Here is an 18,805-nt window from a genome sequence, read left to right as displayed (position 1 = left end):
ATATCCGGCCGCGGGTCGGCACCCTGTGCATTGGTCAGGCGGCGTCGATGGGCAGCTTCCTGTTGTCGGCGGGCGAGCCGGGCATGCGGGTGGCGACCACCAACAGCCGGATCATGATCCATCAGCCGTCGGGCGGGGCCCAGGGCATGGCGGCGGACATCGAGATCCAGGCGCGCGAGATCCTGCGGATGCGGCACGATCTCAACACGCTGTACGCCAAATACACCGGCAAGCCGCTCGCTGAGATCGAGCACGCGATGGATCGCGACAAGTTCATGTCGGCGGAAGATGCCAAGACGTTCGGGTTGATCGACGAGGTGTTCGACAAGCGCCCGGCGCCGACGGACGAGATGGCCAAGGCGGCCTGATCGGCCAAGTGGTTCGACGATAGCCCTTTTTTGGCATTGTCGAATGCGTAGGGGCCGGGTTACCATGTCCGGCCCACGACACCGCGGGACTCCTTCCCGTGGCGTCCGGTTCAAGTCGCGCCTAGCGCGAGAGGTGATTGAATGACGAAGTTGAGCGGCGGCGACTCGAAGAGCACCCTTTATTGCTCCTTCTGCGGCAAGTCGCAGCACGAGGTCCGTAAGCTGATCGCCGGACCCACCGTCTTCATCTGCGACGAGTGCGTGGAGCTGTGCAACGACATCATCCGCGAGGAGACGAAGTCGGCGCTGGTCAGCAAGAAGGACGGCGGCGTCCCGACTCCGCAGGAGATCTGCAACGTGCTCGACGACTATGTCATTGGGCAGAAGCAGGCCAAGCGCGTGCTGTCGGTAGCGGTGCACAACCATTACAAGCGACTAAACCACGGCGCAAAGGGTGCCGATGTCGAGCTCGCCAAGTCGAACATCCTGCTGGTCGGGCCGACCGGGTGCGGCAAGACGCTGCTCGCCCAGACGCTCGCTCGCATTCTCGATGTGCCGTTCACGATGGCCGATGCGACGACGCTCACCGAGGCCGGCTATGTCGGCGAGGATGTCGAGAACATCATCCTGAAGCTGCTCCAGGCGTCGGACTATAATGTCGAGCGGGCGCAGCGCGGCATTGTCTATATCGACGAGATCGACAAGATCAGCCGCAAGGCCGAGAACCCGTCGATCACGCGCGACGTATCGGGCGAGGGCGTCCAGCAGGCGCTGCTCAAGCTGATGGAAGGCACCACCGCCAGCGTGCCCCCGCAGGGCGGGCGGAAGCATCCGCAGCAAGAGTTCCTGCAGGTCGACACGACCAACATCCTGTTCATTTGCGGCGGCGCGTTCAGCGGGCTGGAAAAGATCATCGGCGATCGCCTGCAGGGCAAGTCGATCGGGTTCGGCGCCTATGTCGCCGCGCCCGAGGAACGCCGCACCGGCGAGATGCTGCGCCAGACCGAGCCCGAGGATCTGCTGAAGTTTGGGCTGATCCCCGAGTTCGTCGGCCGCTTGCCGGTAATCGCGACGCTCGAGGATCTCGACATCGACGCGCTCGTGAAGATCCTGAGCGAGCCGAAGAACGCACTGGTCAAGCAGTACCAGAAGCTGTTCGAGATGGAGGAGGTCGAACTCGGCTTCACCGACGACGCCTTGGTCCAAGTCGCGCGCAAGGCGATCGATCGCAAGACGGGTGCGCGAGGGTTGCGCTCGATCCTGGAGGCGATCCTGCTCGACACAATGTTCGAACTGCCCGGCATGGACGGAGTCGACGAGGTGATGATCGACAAGGACGTGATCGAAGGCCGCAAGGAGCCGATCCGCGTATATGCAGAGAAGAAGAAGGCGGGCGACGCGGCTTGATCTTACGAGACGTTGCGGGGGCGGCGGTGCACGAAGTCGGGGCGGCCATGGCATGTAGCAGACGGTCTTGAGAGCCGTCGGCGTTGCCTTGGCCACCTACAACGGCGAACGGTTCATTGAGCCGTTCCTGGCGTCTCTACGGGAGCAGAGCTATCCTTCGGTCGAGCTGATCGTTTCCGATGACGGGTCGAAAGATGGGACCGTGGCGAAGATCGAGCACATGTGGCCGCAAGCCCAAATGCACCGAAATGCGGGTCCATCCGGGGCCGTCGGCAACTTCAACCACGCACTTTCCAAAATCACTCAGCGCTATGCTGTCCTGGCGGATCAGGACGATGTGTGGTTGCCCGATAAGATAGCCAAGTTGATGTCCGTAATGGAGGAGCGAGAGCGTGCCGCTCCTGGCGTTCCGATCATGGTGTTCAGTGATTTGCGCGTCGTAGATTCCGAGCTGAAGGTGATCGATGAAAGTTTCGTGGGAGGTGCGTTCAACAGAAAGAACGATCTCCGGCTGTGTGACTTGATGATCAACAATCACGTTCCGGGATGCGCGATGTTGATCAACGATGCATTACTGCAGCGCGCGATGCCGATCCCCCAGGGTGTGATGATGCACGATTGGTGGTTAGCTTTGGTCGCTGCAACCTTTGGTGTCATCGCTTTCGTCGACGAACCGTTGGTTCTCTATCGTCAGCACGGCAGCAACGCGCTGGGTGCACCTTCCAAGCGGACGCTCACAGCCAAGTGGCTGGACCGCATAAGTGCACCGTCCAACCGGATCAAAGATTACAGGCGATCAGCGGCATCGACTTGTGCGACACTCGCGATCTTTGGCGAACGGTTCGACGACGTGATGCCTCCGAGCGCTAGGCAGCTATTCGGGGATGTTCTCCACCGTGGCGCAATCGACCGATTGCTGACATTGCGGGGCGCTCACACGAGAGATAATTTTTTGAAGTCGGTTGCGCTCACTGCTCTGATGCCAAGGAAAGGGCCCAGCAACTGATCTATAGTCGACGCATATGGATCGAGAGCTCAGGCGGCGTTGATTGGCGGATGTGAGTGACGGGCTCCTACAGTTTCGACCGCGATGAAGCGCTTTGTCTCAAATGGATGATCGTGTCCTTCACCAACGCTTTTAGCCGCTCCGAACCATAGATGCGCCGCACGATCGCCTCGCCTCGTTCTGCTACGGTTGCGATCTGCTCGGGACTGCGTAGGGCCCAGATGCAGCGTTCGATCCATTCCTGCGGTGACGAAGCAACGAGCAGGTGCTCGCCGTCGTGGAGATCGTCCGCGAAGCCCGCATGGGCGAATGAGGACACCAAGGTGGGCTGGCCATGGGCGAGCGCATCGATCACCTTGATCTGCGTCCCACCGCCTGAAATGACGGGCGCGATCACGAGCGCGGCTTCGTCATAGGCGGTAGGAAGATCGGGAACATAGCCGAGGAAATTTACGCAGGGCAGCGACGCCGCGTCGGCCTCTTCGTATCGGCCCACCGCGTGCAGCTTCGCTTCCGGCACGCTTGCCAAGACATCGGGCCAGACGTTCGTGCAGAACCAGCGCAAACCGTCGATGTTCGGTTTGTGGGAGAAGAATCCCACCATCAGCACCCGGCCGGGCGTCGGCGATAGTCGCAGCCGCTCAGCGTCCGGTAATGCTACGACGTTCGGGAGCCAGCTCTTCCGTTCGCTCGGGGGCGAATGCTCGGGAGTGGGATTGGAATACCAGACGTGCAGTGCCTGTCTCGCGAGCCGTCGCGCGACCAAGTTGCGCACGCGAAGCTTCAGCCGGTCGGCGGGTGATTGCCTGGTTCCGGCAACGGCCGACTTCACGAAATCGTCGGCGTCGAAGATCAGCCGGTCACGTTCCCCGGCAGGCACCAAGCCGGCGATGCCGACATATTGCGCGACGATCAGGTCATAGCTGCCCAACCGGATCGCCGAAGCTATCCAGCGTTTCAGCAACGCTCGTTGCCGTAGTGCACCGATCGACAAGCCCCACCGGCTGATCAGCGCGGTGCGGATACCGCGATCGTCCATTTGCTCGTCGAGCGAGAATGTCGGGCCGCCGTGGATGACCAGCGTTTCCACCTCTGCCACCTCACGCAGGGCATCGTAAATATAGTTTGCCCGCATCGCTCCGCCGAAGGATCGATCGCCGATTCTGGCTAGCGTCATGTAGAGTATCTTCATCGGCCGATCGCCTCTGTCCGGCTGATTGCTGCACCCAATCGCCATGTCGCTATCATCATAAGGGCGGTCGTTGCTGCAACGGCCTGCGCAAACCCGACCACATTGCCTTTGCCCGGAGCCATGCCCCGCGTCGGGAGTCTCCTTTCAGGAGAAAGCGACCCGCGACGGCTGCGCCGACGACTGCGACCCCATAGGCTGTGATCAGCGGATTACCTGTCTTCCGGAGCAGGATCATTCGGTTTTGATACTGCTGATGGAGCGAGAAATCCGACAGCATCCCGCCCGTCAGGATGCTGGCCTTGTGCAGGATGCGAAGCTTCGGAGTCACCATGATCTTGAGACCAGCAGCGCTCATGCGCAGGCAGTGTTCGGCATCCTCCCAATAGACGAAGAAGTCTTCGTCGAGCAGACCTGCCGTTTCCATCGCAGAACGCGTGAATAGCATGCAGCAGGCAGGGCAGAAGCTGGTTACGAACGGGGCGGTTCCCGCCATTTCGACCGGGCGTTCGAAATGTTCGTGGATGACCTTCACACCACGCGTCCAGTCCAAGTGGCCACCCGCATACCAGATCATCGTGGGATCATGTTCGAAGACGATCACGGGAGAGATCGCGTCCGCCTTGGTAGCCGCCAGTTCGGACAACAGCCCGCCAAATAGAGAGTCGTCGAAGACAGTGTCGTTATTCATCAGGAGGACCGACGCTGCGCCGGCTCGTAGAGCTTCCCTAATGCCGATGTTCGTGCCAGCGGCGAACCCGCCGTTCGTGTCGTTCAAGATGACACGGATACGATCGTCTTCGATCTCGGCAAGACGTTGCTTAGTGCCGTCGGTTCGGCGCCCGCTGGCTTCTCGCTGTCGGGCAGCGGTTACGCCGTCGCATCCGGTAACATCAGCGGCCAGCGCGCAGCACCTGCGTTCTCCGACAGCAGCCGCTACCTCGCGGTCGGTGCGGGCGGTACGGCCACGCTGGTCTCGGCGCTTGCGTATTCGAGCGTGAGCATCTTCCTCGGCTCGATCGACTCGTTCAACACCGTGCAGATCCTCACCGGCGCCGGCACTGTCCTGCAGACCTTCACCGGTGCGCAGTTCACGGCTGATGCCAACGGCAACCAGTCGTTGCCGTCGACAAACCGCCGCATCACCTTCAAGGCCGCTGCTGGCGAAACGATCAGCGGCATCCGCTTCCTGAGCAGCCGTCCGGCGCTCGAAGTTGATAACGTGGTGTTCGCGGTTCCTGAGCCGTCGACCTGGATGATGATGCTGATCGGCTTCGGTCTGGTCGGTCAGGCGATGCGCTCGCGTCGCCGCAGCAACGTTCGCGTCGTTTACGCGTAATTCTCGCCGCTTGATCCTTCGGGATCGGTGACGACACGGCCCGGCTGCTGCTTCGATCGAAGCGGCGGGCCGGGCTTTTTGTTGTTGCATTAGCTGCGATTGAGAATCGGTGCCCCGTTCGCGGTGTTCTATGATCGATGTCCACAGCGCTGCGCGCGATATTTGGTGGACGGCGATTGAGGCTCGACGCTCGCTAGAAATTTGCGCGGCCTGCTGCATCGAGCGTCGCGGTGCTCCTTTGAAGGCGACATGCGGGTAGGCTTGCCCGGCGTGTAGTTCAGCGGAGCGACATCACTACCCTCGATGGCGTTCAGGTTACCTCGCATATTGTGCGCTTGCGAGATGAGTTGCGAGCCTTAGACGTTTGTTGCCCTATCTCGTTTTGACCGCTCTAGTCGCGCAGGGCCGTCGCGTCATGAGAGCCGCATGATCTCGGCGTTGCTCGTTTTTCGTCCGACCGGCTGTGATTAGTTGTCGAGATAACGAAGGTGACGGCAGCGCAGCGAGGCTGATCCTCCGTGATCGTCTTGGCTCGCTTCCGCGGCGGCTACTCACACGCAGTTCAGCACGAAACAACTTAGCTGAACCCCACCTGCCCAGCCGCGCCGAAGCCGCTACCGATCACTTCGCCGTCGGCTTGCCGGCCTTCCAGGCCTGAAACGCATCGATCGTGTTCGATTGCTGCAGGATCCTGCTCATCGGGTCGATTACGACGTGCGCGTCCGCGGGGACGTCGAGGGAGCCGGTGTTGCGGGTCATCGCGACGGTCTGAACCCGGTCGCCGATCTGGACGTCGACGGGCAGCGGGAAGGGCTTTTCGCCCGCGGTCTTCCATCGGAGGGTCAGACGGTCGCCGCTGCGGGTCTGGATCAGTTGCGGCAGCGGCGCCTGGTAGAGATAGACGTCGAAGAACCAGCCATAATCGCTGCCGGTGACCTGCTTCAACGCCGCGATCGCCTCGGCCGTGGTGCGGTAGACCGGGGTGAAATTGCCGGGGGCGGGATCGGTCCGGCCGTAGACCATAAGCTTCACCCAGTCGAAGAACGCCTTGTCGCCGACCAGATGGCGCAGCGTGTGGAGCGCCCAGGATCCCTTGGTGTAGATGTCGCCGCCGCGGCCGGGCTGCTTTTCGAAGACGTCTTCGGCAGTCTGCGGCTTGCCTGCGACCAGCGGCGATCTCGACTGGATGCCCGGGCGGCTCGCTAGCATCATCGCGTCATAGGTGGCGTCACCGGCCAGCCATCGACCGTAGAGCGGCTGCATATAGGCGGCGAAGCCCTCGTGGAGCCACATATCGTCCCAGTTCGCGGCGGTCAGTTGGTTGGCGAACCATTCATGCGCGAATTCATGCTGGAAAAGGTCGTCGAAGCCCCACTGCGTCTTCGCATATTCATTGCCGTAAGCATTGATCGTCTGGTGCTCCATGCCCTTGTACGGCGTCTCGACGACGCCGACCTTCTGGTCCGCGAAGGGGTAGGGGCCGATCGTGCGTTCGAAGAAGTCGAGCGTCGGCGCGAACTCGCCGAACAGCTTCTCGGCCTTTTCCTTCTCGCCCGGCAGATACCAGTAGAAGAGCGGGATCTCGTTACCGAAGCGGCTCTTATAGGTGCCGCTCAGCTCTTCATAAGGACCGACGCTCAGCGACACGCCGTACAGCGTCGGATTGCGCGCCTGCCAGTTCCAGATCGATCGACCATCGGGGAGCATCTCGACTCCGAGCAGCTTGCCGTTGGCGGGCGCCTTCAACCCCTTCGGCACGGTGATGTGGAGATCGATCTTCTCGGGCTCGTAGGTCGGGTAATCGATACACGGCCAGACGAGGTCGCATCCCTCCATTTGCATGGCAGACCCGACCCAGGGCTGCCCGTCCTTGGTCTTGGACCAGACGAAGCCGCCATCCCATGGCGCGCGCACCGCGACGTGCGGCCGGCCGCCATAGACGATCCTGACCGCCAGCTTGGTCTCGGCGGGGACGCGCTTGACGAGCTTTATCGTCATCCGCCCTTCGGGGTTGGCGAAGCTCGCGGCATCGACACCGTCGATCGTGACCGACGTGACGGTGAAGTTCTTGTCGAGATCGACGACGACGCGGTCGGTGCGGGCTAGCGTCGTCATGTTGAGCGTGGCGACGCCGTTGATCACCTCACGCTCGGGATCGACTTCGATCGCGAGATCGACGGTGTCGAGGCGGAGCTTCTTCTGCACCGGATCGAGCACCCCGCCGGATTGCGCGGTCTGCGGCGTGATCGCGGGCTTTCCGGGTTCCGACGCGTTGGCAACCTGGGGCAGGGCGGTGGCGGCGAGCAGGGCGGCAGCGAACGACAAGCGAAAGATCATCTGGGTGGCAGCCCCCGGAGGTGGTGAAGCGGGTCGTTTCGCGCGTCGTCGAAGCGAAGACAAGGATGATTGATGGATCGCGGCCGCTCCCCATATATATGACCGTAGCGGGGCGCGTGGGCGCGCCCACCGGAGTATGCATGACCCATTATCCCGTCCTTCCCCTGCGTGACATCGTCGTCTTCCCGCACATGATCGTGCCGCTGTTCGTCGGCCGCGACAAATCGGTCGCGGCTCTCGAGGCCGCGATGGCGGCGGACAAGGAGATATTTCTCGTCGCACAGCTCGACCCGGCGCAGGACGATCCCGCGCGCGAGGACCTGTACGAGATCGGCGTTACCGCGACGGTGCTGCAGCTGTTGAAGCTCCCCGACGGCACGGTGCGCGTGCTGGTCGAGGGTAAGGCGCGCGGCCGCCTGAACGAGTTGGTCGAGGCGGGCGAGTTCCTGACCGCGACGATCGACCCGGTCGAGGATCTCGAGGCCGAGGGGACCAAGGTCGCTGCGCTGATGCGGTCGGTGGTCGATCAGTTCGAGAACTACGCCAAGCTTAATCGCAAGCTGCCTGCGGAGACCGCGGTGCAGCTCGGCGAGTTGGAGGATGCCGGCAAGCTGTCCGACGCGGTGATGGCCAACATTTCGGTAAAGGTTGCCGACAAGCAGGCGCTGCTGGTCGAGCTTGATCCGGCCAAGCGGCTGGAGATGGCGTTCGCGTTGATGGAAGGCGAACTCGGCGTTCTGCAGGTCGAGAAGAAGATCAAAAGCCGGGTCAAGCGCCAGATGGAGAAGACCCAGCGCGAATATTATCTCAACGAGCAATTGAAGGCGATCCAGCGCGAACTCGGTAACGAGGGCGATGAGGGCGACGGCGACGAGATCGCGGAGCTGACCCAGAAGATCGCCACGCTGAAGCTGTCGAAGGAAGCGCGGTCAAAGGCGACGGCGGAGCTTAAGAAGCTGAAGACCATGGCGCCGATGAGCGCCGAGGCGACCGTGGTGCGCAACTATCTCGACGTGCTGCTGGGCCTGCCCTGGGGTAAGAAGTCCAAGATAAAGAAGGACATCGCGGCGGCGCAGCTGACGTTGGACGAGGACCACTATGCGCTGGAGAAGGTGAAGGACCGGATCGTCGAGTATCTCGCGGTCCAGGCACGCACCAACAAGCTGAAGGGGCCGATCCTGTGCCTCGTCGGCCCGCCGGGTGTCGGCAAGACCAGCCTCGGCAAGTCGATCGCCAAGGCGACGGGGCGCGAATTCATCCGCCAATCGCTGGGCGGGGTGCGTGACGAGGCGGAGATCCGTGGCCATCGCCGGACGTATATCGGCTCGCTGCCGGGCAAGATCGTCACCAATTTAAAGAAGGCGGGGACGTCGAACCCGTTGTTCCTGCTCGACGAGATCGACAAGCTCGGCCAGGATTTCCGCGGTGATCCGGCGTCGGCACTGCTCGAGGTGCTCGATCCGGAACAGAACAGCAAGTTCCAGGATCATTATCTGGAGGTCGATATCGACCTCTCGGACGTGATGTTCGTGACTACCGCGAACACGCTGAACCTGCCGCAGCCGCTGCTCGATCGAATGGAGATCATCCGGCTGGAAGGTTATACCGAGGACGAGAAGGTCGAGATCGCGGAGCGCCACCTGATCGCCAAGCAGATCGAGGCGCACGGGCTGAAGCCCGGCGAGTTCGAGCTGACCCAGGACGGGTTGCGGGCGCTGATCCAGCGCTACACGCGTGAGGCCGGCGTGCGGACGCTGGAGCGCGAGATCGCCAAGCTGGCGCGTAAGGCGCTGCGGCGTATCCTCGAGGGCAAGATGGCGAGCGTGGTGATCACGCCCGACAATCTCGGCGACTATGCAGGCGTGCAGAAGTACCGCCATGGGCTGAGCGAGACCGAGCATCAGATCGGCGCGGTGACCGGGTTGGCCTGGACCGAGGTTGGCGGCGAGCTGCTCACGATCGAGAGCGTCACCGTGCCCGGCAAGGGTGCGGCGAAGGTGACGGGCAAGCTTGGCGACGTGATGAAGGAGTCGATCGAGACCGCGTTCAGCTTCGTGAAGGCGCGGAGCCCGAGCTACGGCATCAAGCCGAGCCTGTTCGCGCGCAAGGACATCCACATCCATCTGCCAGAGGGCGCGGTGCCCAAGGACGGCCCGTCGGCGGGGATCGGCATCGTAACCTCGATTGTCTCGACGCTGACCGGGGTGCCGGTGAAGCGCGAGATCGCGATGACGGGGGAGGTGACGCTGCGCGGTCGCGTGCTGCCGATCGGGGGGTTGAAGGAGAAGCTGTTGGCGGCGCTGCGGGGCGGCATCGAGACGGTGCTGATCCCGCAGGAGAACGAGAAGGACCTTGCCGAGATCCCGCAGAACATCAAGGACGGGCTGACGATCATCCCGGTCAGCCATGTCGACGAGGTGCTGCGGCTGGCGCTCACCGAGCCGCTGGAGGCGATCACCTGGACCGATGCGGACGAGCTTGCGGCACTGCCGCCGGCGCCGATCGCGCCGGTCGGCGGCGAACTTCACCATTGATGCGGCCGGGCCGGACCGATTCGTTGACTTAGGTTAGCGGCGCGGTCCGGCTATTCGGCTAGGTGGGTATCGTCTCGCTGCGGCAGCATCATCGGCCTGCCCCTATGGGAGCACGCCGAGACGAGCCGTCGAGCGGGGCGGATTGGATTGACTCGGGTCCGCGGGACCGCCTTATTAGGCGCTCGGCTGCGCCAACGATTCTCGTGTGGCAGCGGCCGACGATTTTCCACGGGGGTAGTTGATGAATAAGATGGAGCTGATCGCGACGGTCGCGGACACGTCCGGCTTGACCAAGGGCGACGCATCCAAGGCGGTCGAAGCGGTATTCGACGCGATCTCCGTGAGCCTGAAGAAGGGTGACGAGGTGCGTCTGGTGGGTTTCGGCACGTTCTCGATTTCCAAGCGCAAGGCGTCGACCGGCCGCAATCCGCGAACCGGCGAGCCGATGACGATCAAGGCATCGACGCAGCCCAAGTTCAAGGCCGGCAAGGGGCTGAAGGATTCGGTCAACTAAGGTGCGGGCGACCGTAGCGGCGGGGCTGGACAGCCGGCGCCGCGGCGACTAGTTGCCCGCCTCCGGTTTCGCCCCAGGGCGTCCGGGCGCGTAGCTCAGTGGTAGAGCACTGTGTTCACACCGCAGGGGTCGCTGGTTCAATCCCAGCCGCGCCCACCATCTACGAGAGGCAGGAAGCTCCGGTTTCCTGCCTCTTTGCTTGTCGGCGCTTGTTCCGCCGACGCGGCATCTCACCGATGTCCGTCATCCCGGACCCGATCTGGGATCCCGCTGTTCGGCGGGTGCAGTTGAAGAAGTAGCGGAACCCCGGAGCAGGTCCGGGGTGACGGAAGTATGTGGCTGCGTCAGCGTGCCTTGGTGTCGCCGCGTGTACCCATCGTGAGGACGCAGCTCGCGGGCTCGCACCATAGCGGGACTGCACCAGTCGCACGCTCACCGACTGTAACCCGACTGTCACGGAAGTCACATCGTAGAGTCATGAACCACCCCTAGGCGCCGGGTCGGGATCGGCGTCGGGGGACCTGAGTCGATCGCTGGGCACTCCGCCCGCACCGCAACGATACGACCGGGAGTCTTCCGCATGGCGAGCTACACGCGCTTGAGCCTTACCCTTCTCACCAGCGCCGCCGCGCTCGCGCTCGGCAGCTGCGGTGGCGCCGACAGCGTCGCTTCTCCGGGGGCGGGCACGGTCGTGATCAACCCGCCGGCACCGGCACCGGCGCCTACGCCGGCACCGACGGCCACGCCGATCACCGCGGCGCAGTTCGCTGCGGCGACGACCGTGAACATGATCACGGTCACTGCCGACGAGCAACTCGCGCTGGTCAATGCCGGCAGCAACAACAACGTCAACGGCCAGGGGAGCATGCTGAACGGCATCTACCCGACCAGCGCAACGTCGCTGACGCCGGCAAGCGACCCCGCGACGCTGAACCCCTTCTTCGTCAGCACCAACTTCGTGGGCGCCGTCAACGGGCCGACCGACACCGCCTTCCAGGGCTGGACCTGCAACTCGTCGAGCGCGCAGTTCGGCGGCACCGGTGCTTCCTGTACGTCGGTTCCCGCGATCGGGACCGGCGGCGCGACCGCGGCCTGCCCGACCGGCACGATCGACGATGGCCTGGTGCAGACGTTCCGCGCCTGCCGCATCGTATCCCCGGTCGCCGGCGCGGTGACGCTGCCCAAGATCCCAGGCGTATTCTACCGCTTGCGCGGTCAGACCGAAGTCGGAGCCGATGTCGGCACGACCGGCGCCAATTCCGGTGCGGTGCTGACCATCGAGCCCGGCGTCGTGATCGCCGCCGACTCCTCCGAGGCGACCAGCGATGTCCTTCTCGTCAACCGCGGTGCTCGTATCAACGCAGTCGGTACGGTAACCGCGCCGATCATCTTCACGTCGCAGCAGAACCTCGGCGCCAATGGCGTCAGCGACGCGACTCAAGGACAATGGGGCGGCATCATCCTGCTCGGCCGTGCACCCGTCGGCGTGTGCGCGGGCGGTAGTGGGCCGAACACGCCCGAGGGCAGCAGCCAGACCTGCCAAGCCGCGATCGAGGGGGTCACGGGCCGCTTCTACGGCGGGCCGACCGCGAACGACAGCAGCGGCGCGATGCAGTACGTCCAGATCCGCTACAGCGGCGTCGCGATTACGGACGGCAACGAACTCCAGGGCCTGACGCTTGGCGGCACCGGTTCGGGAACCGTTCTCGATCACATCCAGAGCCACAATTCGGCCGACGATGGCGTCGAGATCTTCGGCGGAACGAGCAACCTTAAGTACATGGTGATGACCGGTGCCGACGATGACGGCTTCGACATCGACAATGGCTATCGCGGCTTCATTCAGTTCATGATCACCGCGCAGAAGATCACGCCGGCCACGAACGACTCCTTCTCCACCGAGATCGATTCGAACAATGCGGAGGATCTCTTCCCGCGCACCTTCGGGCGTTACGCCAACTTTACCTTCATCCAGACCGCGCTCGCCCCGGCGGCGATCCGGCTGCGCGGCGGTGCGGACATGACCTTCGTCAACGGCGTGATCCGCACGCCGGCGGGTGTCGCCTGCGTCAACATCGTTGCGGGCGAGCAGACCGCGGGTGGCCGCACGACGGTACGTCCGGCCGACGCCGCGCTCCAGGACGTCGGGCCGCCGGTGTTCAACTCGATCTACTTCGCGTGCCAGGGCCGCTGAGCCCGTACCGTCCATGACGAGCCGTGGAGCCGGGGTGGTCGCGCAGGCCGCCCCGGCTTCGCCTATGAATTCAAGATCGGGATACCAGGCCATGCACAAGCGCCTTGCCTATGGAACGCTTCTCCTGCTGACGTCGACGCTGGTCGCCCCCGCGGTGCTGGCCCAGACCAGCGGCGGCGCGGCGCCCGCGCCGGCGACGCCGCCACCGGCTCAGACATCGACGACGCCGACGACGCCGGCCGATGCCGGTACGCCGGGCGACGGCGCTGCGGGCGATCCGCAGCAGGAAACCGAGGTTTCGAGCCCCGGCTATGACGCTTCGGCGGGCGAGGACATCGTCGTCGTCGGGCGCAACATCCCCAACACCGTGCGCGCCACCGCGCAGGTGATCTCAGTGTTGTCGAGCGACGATATCGCGCGGACCGGCGAAGGCGACATCGCCGGCGCGCTGACGCGGGTGACCGGGCTCAGCGTCGTCGGCAACGGCTTCGTGTTCGTTCGCGGGCTCGGCGACCGTTATTCGTCGTCGCTGCTCAACGGATCGCCGCTGCCGAGCCCCGAGCCGCTGCGCCGGTCGGTGCCGCTCGACATCTTCCCGACCAGCATCGTCGGATCGGCGCTGGTCCAGAAGACCTATTCGGTGAACTACCCCGGCGAGTTCGGCGGCGGCGTCATCAACCTGACCACCAAGGCGATCCCGGAGAAGAACTTCATCTCCGCGGGTGCCTCGATCTCCGCGGATACCGCGACCACCAGCGAGCTCGGCTATACCTATGGCGGCGGCGACGCCGATTGGATCGGATTCGACGACGGCACCCGCAAGGTCCCGTCGTTCATCCGCAACGCCGCGCAGGGCACCGGGATCATCCCGACCGCACAGGTCGCGCAGCTGACCAACGCCAACACCACGCTGCTCCAGCGCAACAACCAGCTGCCCGCCAACTGGTCGGGCGAGCTCAGCAGCGGCACGGTGTTCGACTTGGGTGCCGACCGGCTCGGCGTCGTCGCATCGCTGAGCGCGAGCAACACGTTCCGCACCCGGTCGACCACCCAACAGGATTCGGTGTCGCAGGACGGCACGCTGCGCAACGATTTTCAGACGCTGCTGACCGACAACCGGATCGTCGCCAACGCGCTGATCGGCATCGGCTATCAGTTCGGCGAGAACACGATTCGTGCGACCACGGTCTACATCCACGACACCCTGAAGCAGGGCCGCGGATCGGCGGCGACGCTGTACAACAATCCGAGCGGGCTGCGCTTCCAGCAGAACACCAACTGGTTCGAGCGGCAGCTGGTCGAGGGCCAGCTCGTCGGCGAGTTCAAGTTCAACGACGCGGTGAAGCTCGATCTGCGCGGCGCCTATGCCAATTCCAGGCGCAACGCGCCGTACGAGCGGCAGTTCGACTATCTGTGCTCGCCGACCACCACGACCGGGCTGCCGATCACGGTGACCGAGCCGAACGGGTCGGAGGGCGCGCAGTGCAACGGCGCCTATCAGGTCACCCAGCGCTTCTCGCCGTTCGCGTCGATCATCTTCAGCGCGCTGAAGGAGGACCTCTACAGCGGGCAGGGCGATCTCAGCTACAAGCTCGATACCGAGCGGCCGTTCACGCTGTCGACCGGCTATTACTACTCGGACACCAAGCGCAATTCCACGCGGCTCCAGTTCAACTACCAGACCGATCGTGGCGGCGGCACCGCACCGGGGTACCCGTATAATCTGCTGCGGCCGGATTACCTGTTGTCGGAAGATTCGCTCAACGCGAACAACATCCAGCTGCAATTCAGCACCCCGCTTGGCGCCTATGCGTATGATGCGTCGCTGAAGATCCACGCCGGATACGTCCAGGCCGAGGCCGAGGCGACCGACGGCGTGCGGGCGACGATCGGCGTGCGGTACGAAACCGCCGACGAACGCGTAACGCCGATCGGCACCACGACGACGCGGTTGAAGAACGATTACTTCCTGCCGGCCTCGACGCTGACCTGGAACTTCAAGAGCGACATGCAGCTGCGGGCGAGCGCGTCGAAGACGATCTCGCGGCCGCAATTCCGCGAGCTGGCGCCGCAGCAGTTCCGCGACCCGGATTCGGATCGGCTGTTCTTCGGCAACCCGTTGCTGCGCGATTCGAAGCTCTACAATCTGGAAGCACGGTACGAGTGGTTCTTCGCACGCGACCAGCGCTTCACGCTCGGCGGCTTTTACAAGCGGATCGACAATCCGGTCGAGCAGGTCGGTTTCTACACCGGCGCGGACGATCGGTTGCAGACCGGCTTCACCAACCTGCCGAGCGCGCGGCTCTATGGCGGTGAAGTCGAGATCCAGAAGTTCTTCCCGCTCGATTTCATCACGGGTGACTTCTTCACGACGCGGCGCGCGGTGGTGATCGCGAATTACACCTACACCAACAGCTCGATCACCTCGGACACGCAGTGCGTGCCGAACGTGCTTAACCAGACGCTCGGCGGCTGTCAGGCGGGCTATGGGCCGGCGGCGACCCAGTTCCGCGACGGTGCGCCGCTGACCGGTCAGTCGGATCACCTCGTCAACGTGCAACTGGGGATCGAGGATACCGGGTCGCTGTCGCAGCTGACGCTGTTGTTCAATTATGCGAGCGACCGCGTGACCAACCGCGGGCCCGCTAATCTGAGCGGCGTCGGGTTCCAGCCCGACATCATCGAGAAGCCCGGCATCCGGCTCGACTTGGTCGGGCGGCAGGGGTTCGAGGTGCTCGGCGGACGCTGGGAATTGAAGGCCGAGGCGCGGAACCTGACGGGGACGAAGTATCAGGAGGCGCAGACGTTCGAGGGCGGCAATCAGGTCTTCATCAACCGCTACAAGCAGGGGCGGGTGTTCACGCTGGGGGTGAGCACGACGTTCTGATCGATGGCGCGTGATGCTGGGCGCGGCTGATCAGCCTCAGTCTTGTGCTCCCGCGAAGGCGGGGGTCCAGGGTCCAGCAGAACGGCGGTCGGGCTCGCTGCCCTGGGCCCCTGCGTGCGCAGGAGGACGGTGCATCGTCGGAACGGCGCTCACCCTACCCAGGGCAGTTCGCGAAACCACTTCGTGATGACGTACTTGACCCCGCTGCGGACCTTCATGCCGTGATGGATCGTGGCGGGGTTGAGGGTGCCGTCCGGGCGGCGGTTGTTCCAGGCGAGCAGTTTGCCGGCTTCGGGGTGGACGATCTTGTCGATCGCCTTGAATCGGGTCGCGCCGCCCGCGGCGGGTTCGTTGAGGTAGACCATCACCGTCCAGGTGCGGTTGCCCGATCGCCCGCAATAGCGCTCGAAGTCGATGCCCTGCGGTTCGAAATAGTCGGTGTGACCCTTGAACTCCTGCCCGACCGCGTAGCGCTGGCCCTGGAGCGGCTCGCCGTGGGTGGGGTCGAGGCCGGTGAGTTCGCCCATCAGGCGTTCGACCTCGATCACCACGGGATCGGTGGGGTCGAGATCGCCGGTCTCGCTGGTGCGGTAGGCGGCGTCGCCATTGGCATCCGCGATCGTGGACGGGCGGCGGACCGCGTCGATCCGCGCGATCACCTCGTGGCAGAGCGCTTCGTCGATGAAGCCGCGCTTCACGAACAAGGTGAGTTTGGGCGAGGGTACGCGCTGCACGCCGGGGGTGGCGACGATGCGTTCGGCGACGGGCGCTGAGTCCAGCCCGCTACCTAATGAAAGATTAAGCTTTTCCATGAGATAAATCTGTTGCTCGCTTCCATGAGGCGCTGGTGTTACCGTCCCGTTTCGGGGCATGACGCATCATCGTACGATGGGCTGCGTGGGCGCCGAGACGCGGACGGGGACCTGTATGCGATTGAAGTTCGACGCGCGTGCCAGCCGCATCCTGCGGCGCTTGCCCGTCGTCAATATCTATTCGGTCGCCGAGCTGTTGCTGCTCGCCGGCCTGGCGGTGCAGGGCGCGCGGCTGGTGTGGACGGTACTCACCCCGGTAGCGCCGCTCGGCGACTGGCGTCCGGCGGCGTTGGTGGTGCCGGGTCAGCCGGGTTCGATCCTGGCGGGCTTCGATCCATTCTTTCGGCTGGAGCAGGCGCAGCAGGGACCGGCGGTGGTCACCGCGCTATCCATCACGCTGTTCGGCATCCGTGTCGACGAAGCCTCCGGTCGAGGATCGGCGATCATCGCCGGCCCGGACGGTGTCCAGAACAGCATCGCGGTGGGCGACGAGATTCAGCCCGGGGTAACGCTGAAGGCGGTGGCGTTCGACCATGTCACGATCGATCGCGGCGGCGCGCAGGAGGATCTGTTCCTGGTCCAGTCGGACGCGACGCCGGCTTCGCCCGAGGCGACCGGGGCGCCGACGCCGGGCGGCTTCACGCCGCCGATGGTGCAGAGCCCCGGCACGATGCAACCACCGCCGCCGCCGATCGGTCCGGCCGCCAGCGGCGTACCGGCCGCGCAGCTGCGCAGCGAGATCGGCTTCATCCCGCGGATCGATTCCGGGCGGATCAGCGGCCTGGTGGTCAGGTCGCAGGGTACGGGCGCAGTGTTCCGCCAGGCGGGGCTGCGCGACGGCGACGTCGTCACCTCGATCGGGGGGCGGCCGGTAACCGGGCAGGGCGACCTCGAACGCGTCACCACGGACTTTGCCAAAGGGGGCAACATTCCGATAACAGTCGAACGCGGCAGCAACACGCTGCCGCTCGCCATCACGATCGCTGCGAGTAAATGAAGAAGCTTTTCCTGGCCTCGGCCCTGTCGCTTGCCCCTGTCCTCTCGATCGTCCTCGCCGCGCAGGCGCAGGCGCAAACCACGCTCAACGTCCGCGATGCCGACATCCGCGCTTTCATCGCCGATGCCGCGAAGGTGACCGGGCGGACCTTCATCATCGACAACCGGGTGCAGGGCAAGGTGACGGTGGTGACCGATCGGCCGCTGAGCCGGTCCGAATATCTCGAGATCTTCCTGGCGACCCTGCGGTCGAACGGGCTGGTCGCGGTGCCGTCGGCCAATGGTGCGTTCCGGGTGCAGCCGGTCGACAATGCCGCGTCGCAGCCCGGCCGGATCGGCAGCGCGGGCGCGGCGCGCAACAGCTTCGTCACCGAGATCGTCCGGTTGCGATCGATCGATGCCGCGAGCGCGGTCGAGACGGTACGGCCGCTGGTCAGCGCGCAGGGTTCGGTCAGTGCCAACCGCGGCAGCAACAGCCTGGTCATCGTCGATTTCACCGACAATATCCGCCGGGTGCGCGAGGTTATCCGCCGGATCGACACCGACAACGCCTCGACCCGCGTGATCGCGCTGAAGAACGCCAACGCCAAGGAGATCGCTGCGGCGCTGACCGGCCTGTCCGGCGGCGGCGGTGCGGCGGGTGGCGGCGGCGGTGCGGGCGCCGCGGGCGGCGCCGCGGTGTCGGTGATCGCGATCGAGAGCTCCAACTCGGTCGCGTTGCGCGGCGACGCGGCGACGGTCGCCAACCTGTCGCGGATCGCAGCCGAGCTCGATCAGAAGGCGAAGAGCGGCACCGAGATCCGGGTCGTGTTCCTGGAGAATGCGGACGCGGCGCAGCTGCTGCCGGTGCTTCAGCAGCTCGTCGGGCAGACGCCCGATCCCATCCCGCAGACCAGCCTGTCGCAGTCGAGCTTCGGCCAGGGCGGCGCCAGCGGCAACAACGGCAACAGCAACGGCGGGTTCGGCGGCAACACCGGCGGGATCGGCCGCAGCGGTGGGCAGGGCTTCGGTGCCCAGCAGACGCAAGCCGCCGGCGGTGGTGGCGCAGGCCAGGGCGAGCCCGCAATCACCACCCAGGGCGGGCGTACCGCGGCGGTGGTCACGCGCTTTTCGGGCGCCAATGCGATCGTCATCGCCGCACCCGCGGACATCCAGCGGCAGTTGTCGGAGGTGGTCCGCCAGCTCGATACCCGCCGCGAACAGGTGCTGATCGAGGCGATCG

Annotated in this window: 13 protein-coding genes, 1 tRNA gene and 1 pseudogene (1 of these 15 only partly in view); 11 read left to right on the top strand and 4 right to left on the bottom strand. The window is 64.5% G+C overall.

Features of this window, described 5'->3' with window-relative positions; all coding sequences use genetic code 11:
* The 3 genes from ACFE77_RS07135 to ACFE77_RS07125 all read left to right on the top strand — a co-directional run.
* On the top strand, positions 1–368 hold a 368-nt coding region (locus ACFE77_RS07135; RefSeq protein WP_375420935.1), incomplete at its 5' end, for an ATP-dependent Clp protease proteolytic subunit.
* Positions 369–509: 141 nt separating this feature from the next.
* Positions 510–1,775 (top strand): ATP-dependent Clp protease ATP-binding subunit ClpX, encoded by a 1,266-nt coding sequence (gene clpX, locus ACFE77_RS07130; RefSeq protein ID WP_375420934.1) that lies wholly within the window; start codon positions 510–512, stop codon positions 1,773–1,775.
* Positions 1,776–1,863: 88 nt separating this feature from the next.
* Positions 1,864–2,781 carry a glycosyltransferase family 2 protein gene (locus tag ACFE77_RS07125; RefSeq protein WP_375420933.1) on the top strand — a complete coding sequence of 306 codons (918 nt, stop codon included), beginning with the start codon at positions 1,864–1,866 and terminating at the stop codon, positions 2,779–2,781.
* A 67-nt stretch (positions 2,782–2,848) separates the two neighbouring features.
* On the opposite strand, the gene ACFE77_RS07120 is transcribed toward ACFE77_RS07125, so the two are convergent.
* Complete coding sequence (locus ACFE77_RS07120) at positions 2,849–3,973, bottom strand: glycosyltransferase (protein ID WP_375420932.1); 1,125 nt, start codon at positions 3,971–3,973, stop codon at positions 2,849–2,851.
* Positions 3,974–4,028: 55 nt separating this feature from the next.
* Positions 4,029–4,775 carry a glycosyltransferase gene (locus ACFE77_RS07115; protein WP_375420939.1) on the bottom strand — a complete coding sequence of 249 codons (747 nt, stop codon included), beginning with the start codon at positions 4,773–4,775 and terminating at the stop codon, positions 4,029–4,031.
* Positions 4,776–4,787: 12 nt separating this feature from the next.
* Between ACFE77_RS07115 and ACFE77_RS07110 the strand changes: the two genes are divergently transcribed.
* Entirely contained in the window at positions 4,788–5,309 is a 522-nt protein-coding gene (locus tag ACFE77_RS07110; protein ID WP_375420938.1) for a PEPxxWA-CTERM sorting domain-containing protein, read from the top strand.
* A 621-nt stretch (positions 5,310–5,930) separates the two neighbouring features.
* On the opposite strand, the gene ACFE77_RS07105 is transcribed toward ACFE77_RS07110, so the two are convergent.
* Positions 5,931–7,646, bottom strand: a complete 1,716-nt coding sequence (locus tag ACFE77_RS07105) for a M1 family metallopeptidase (protein ID WP_375420931.1) — start codon at positions 7,644–7,646, stop codon at positions 5,931–5,933.
* Positions 7,647–7,786: 140 nt separating this feature from the next.
* On the opposite strand from ACFE77_RS07105, the gene lon reads away from it, so the two are divergent.
* From lon to ACFE77_RS07080, 5 genes are all read left to right on the top strand, one after another.
* Positions 7,787–10,180, top strand: a complete 2,394-nt coding sequence (lon, locus tag ACFE77_RS07100; RefSeq protein WP_375420930.1) for an endopeptidase La — start codon at positions 7,787–7,789, stop codon at positions 10,178–10,180.
* A 241-nt stretch (positions 10,181–10,421) separates the two neighbouring features.
* The gene (locus ACFE77_RS07095) at positions 10,422–10,694 is read left to right on the top strand and encodes an HU family DNA-binding protein (RefSeq protein WP_375420929.1); all 273 of its coding nucleotides are present in this window, start codon (positions 10,422–10,424) and stop codon (positions 10,692–10,694) included.
* A gap of 84 nt (positions 10,695–10,778) precedes the next feature.
* Positions 10,779–10,853 (top strand) — tRNA-Val (locus tag ACFE77_RS07090).
* A gap of 421 nt (positions 10,854–11,274) precedes the next feature.
* Positions 11,275–12,888 (top strand): hypothetical protein, encoded by a 1,614-nt coding sequence (locus ACFE77_RS07085; protein WP_375420928.1) that lies wholly within the window; start codon positions 11,275–11,277, stop codon positions 12,886–12,888.
* A 91-nt stretch (positions 12,889–12,979) separates the two neighbouring features.
* On the top strand, positions 12,980–15,775 hold the full coding sequence (locus ACFE77_RS07080; protein ID WP_375420927.1) for a TonB-dependent receptor domain-containing protein: 2,796 nt from the start codon (positions 12,980–12,982) through the stop codon (positions 15,773–15,775).
* 149 nt (positions 15,776–15,924) lie between these two features.
* Here the strand turns inward: ACFE77_RS07080 and ACFE77_RS07075 are convergent, their stop codons facing one another.
* Positions 15,925–16,587, bottom strand: coding sequence for a prolyl hydroxylase family protein (locus ACFE77_RS07075; RefSeq protein WP_375420926.1), 663 nt, complete (start codon positions 16,585–16,587; stop codon positions 15,925–15,927).
* Between the two features lie 115 nt (positions 16,588–16,702).
* On the opposite strand from ACFE77_RS07075, the gene ACFE77_RS07070 reads away from it, so the two are divergent.
* Complete coding sequence (locus tag ACFE77_RS07070) at positions 16,703–17,584, top strand: type II secretion system protein N (protein ID WP_375420925.1); 882 nt, start codon at positions 16,703–16,705, stop codon at positions 17,582–17,584.
* Positions 17,581–18,805 (top strand): annotated as a pseudogene (gene gspD / locus ACFE77_RS07065) (type II secretion system secretin GspD); it runs 1,043 nt beyond the window's last position. Before ACFE77_RS07070 ends, gspD begins: the two are co-directional and overlap by 4 nt.

This window comes from uncultured Sphingomonas sp., from assembly GCF_964243315.1.
Lineage (GTDB): Bacteria > Pseudomonadota > Alphaproteobacteria > Sphingomonadales > Sphingomonadaceae > Sphingomonas.
Note: the sequence above shows the minus strand (reverse complement) of the source record. Positions and strands in the feature narration are given on the sequence as shown.

Coding starts and splice junctions, on each gene's coding strand:
- ACFE77_RS07085 (WP_375420928.1), top strand. CDS start 11,275: ATGGCGAGCTACACGCGCTTGAGCCTTACCCTTCTCACCAGCGCCGCC.
- ACFE77_RS07120 (WP_375420932.1), bottom strand. CDS start 3,973: ATGAAGATACTCTACATGACGCTAGCCAGAATCGGCGATCGATCCTTC.
- ACFE77_RS07105 (WP_375420931.1), bottom strand. CDS start 7,646: ATGATCTTTCGCTTGTCGTTCGCTGCCGCCCTGCTCGCCGCCACCGCC.
- clpX (WP_375420934.1), top strand. CDS start 510: ATGACGAAGTTGAGCGGCGGCGACTCGAAGAGCACCCTTTATTGCTCC.
- ACFE77_RS07070 (WP_375420925.1), top strand. CDS start 16,703: ATGCGATTGAAGTTCGACGCGCGTGCCAGCCGCATCCTGCGGCGCTTG.
- ACFE77_RS07075 (WP_375420926.1), bottom strand. CDS start 16,587: ATGGAAAAGCTTAATCTTTCATTAGGTAGCGGGCTGGACTCAGCGCCC.
- lon (WP_375420930.1), top strand. CDS start 7,787: ATGACCCATTATCCCGTCCTTCCCCTGCGTGACATCGTCGTCTTCCCG.
- ACFE77_RS07095 (WP_375420929.1), top strand. CDS start 10,422: ATGAATAAGATGGAGCTGATCGCGACGGTCGCGGACACGTCCGGCTTG.
- ACFE77_RS07080 (WP_375420927.1), top strand. CDS start 12,980: ATGCACAAGCGCCTTGCCTATGGAACGCTTCTCCTGCTGACGTCGACG.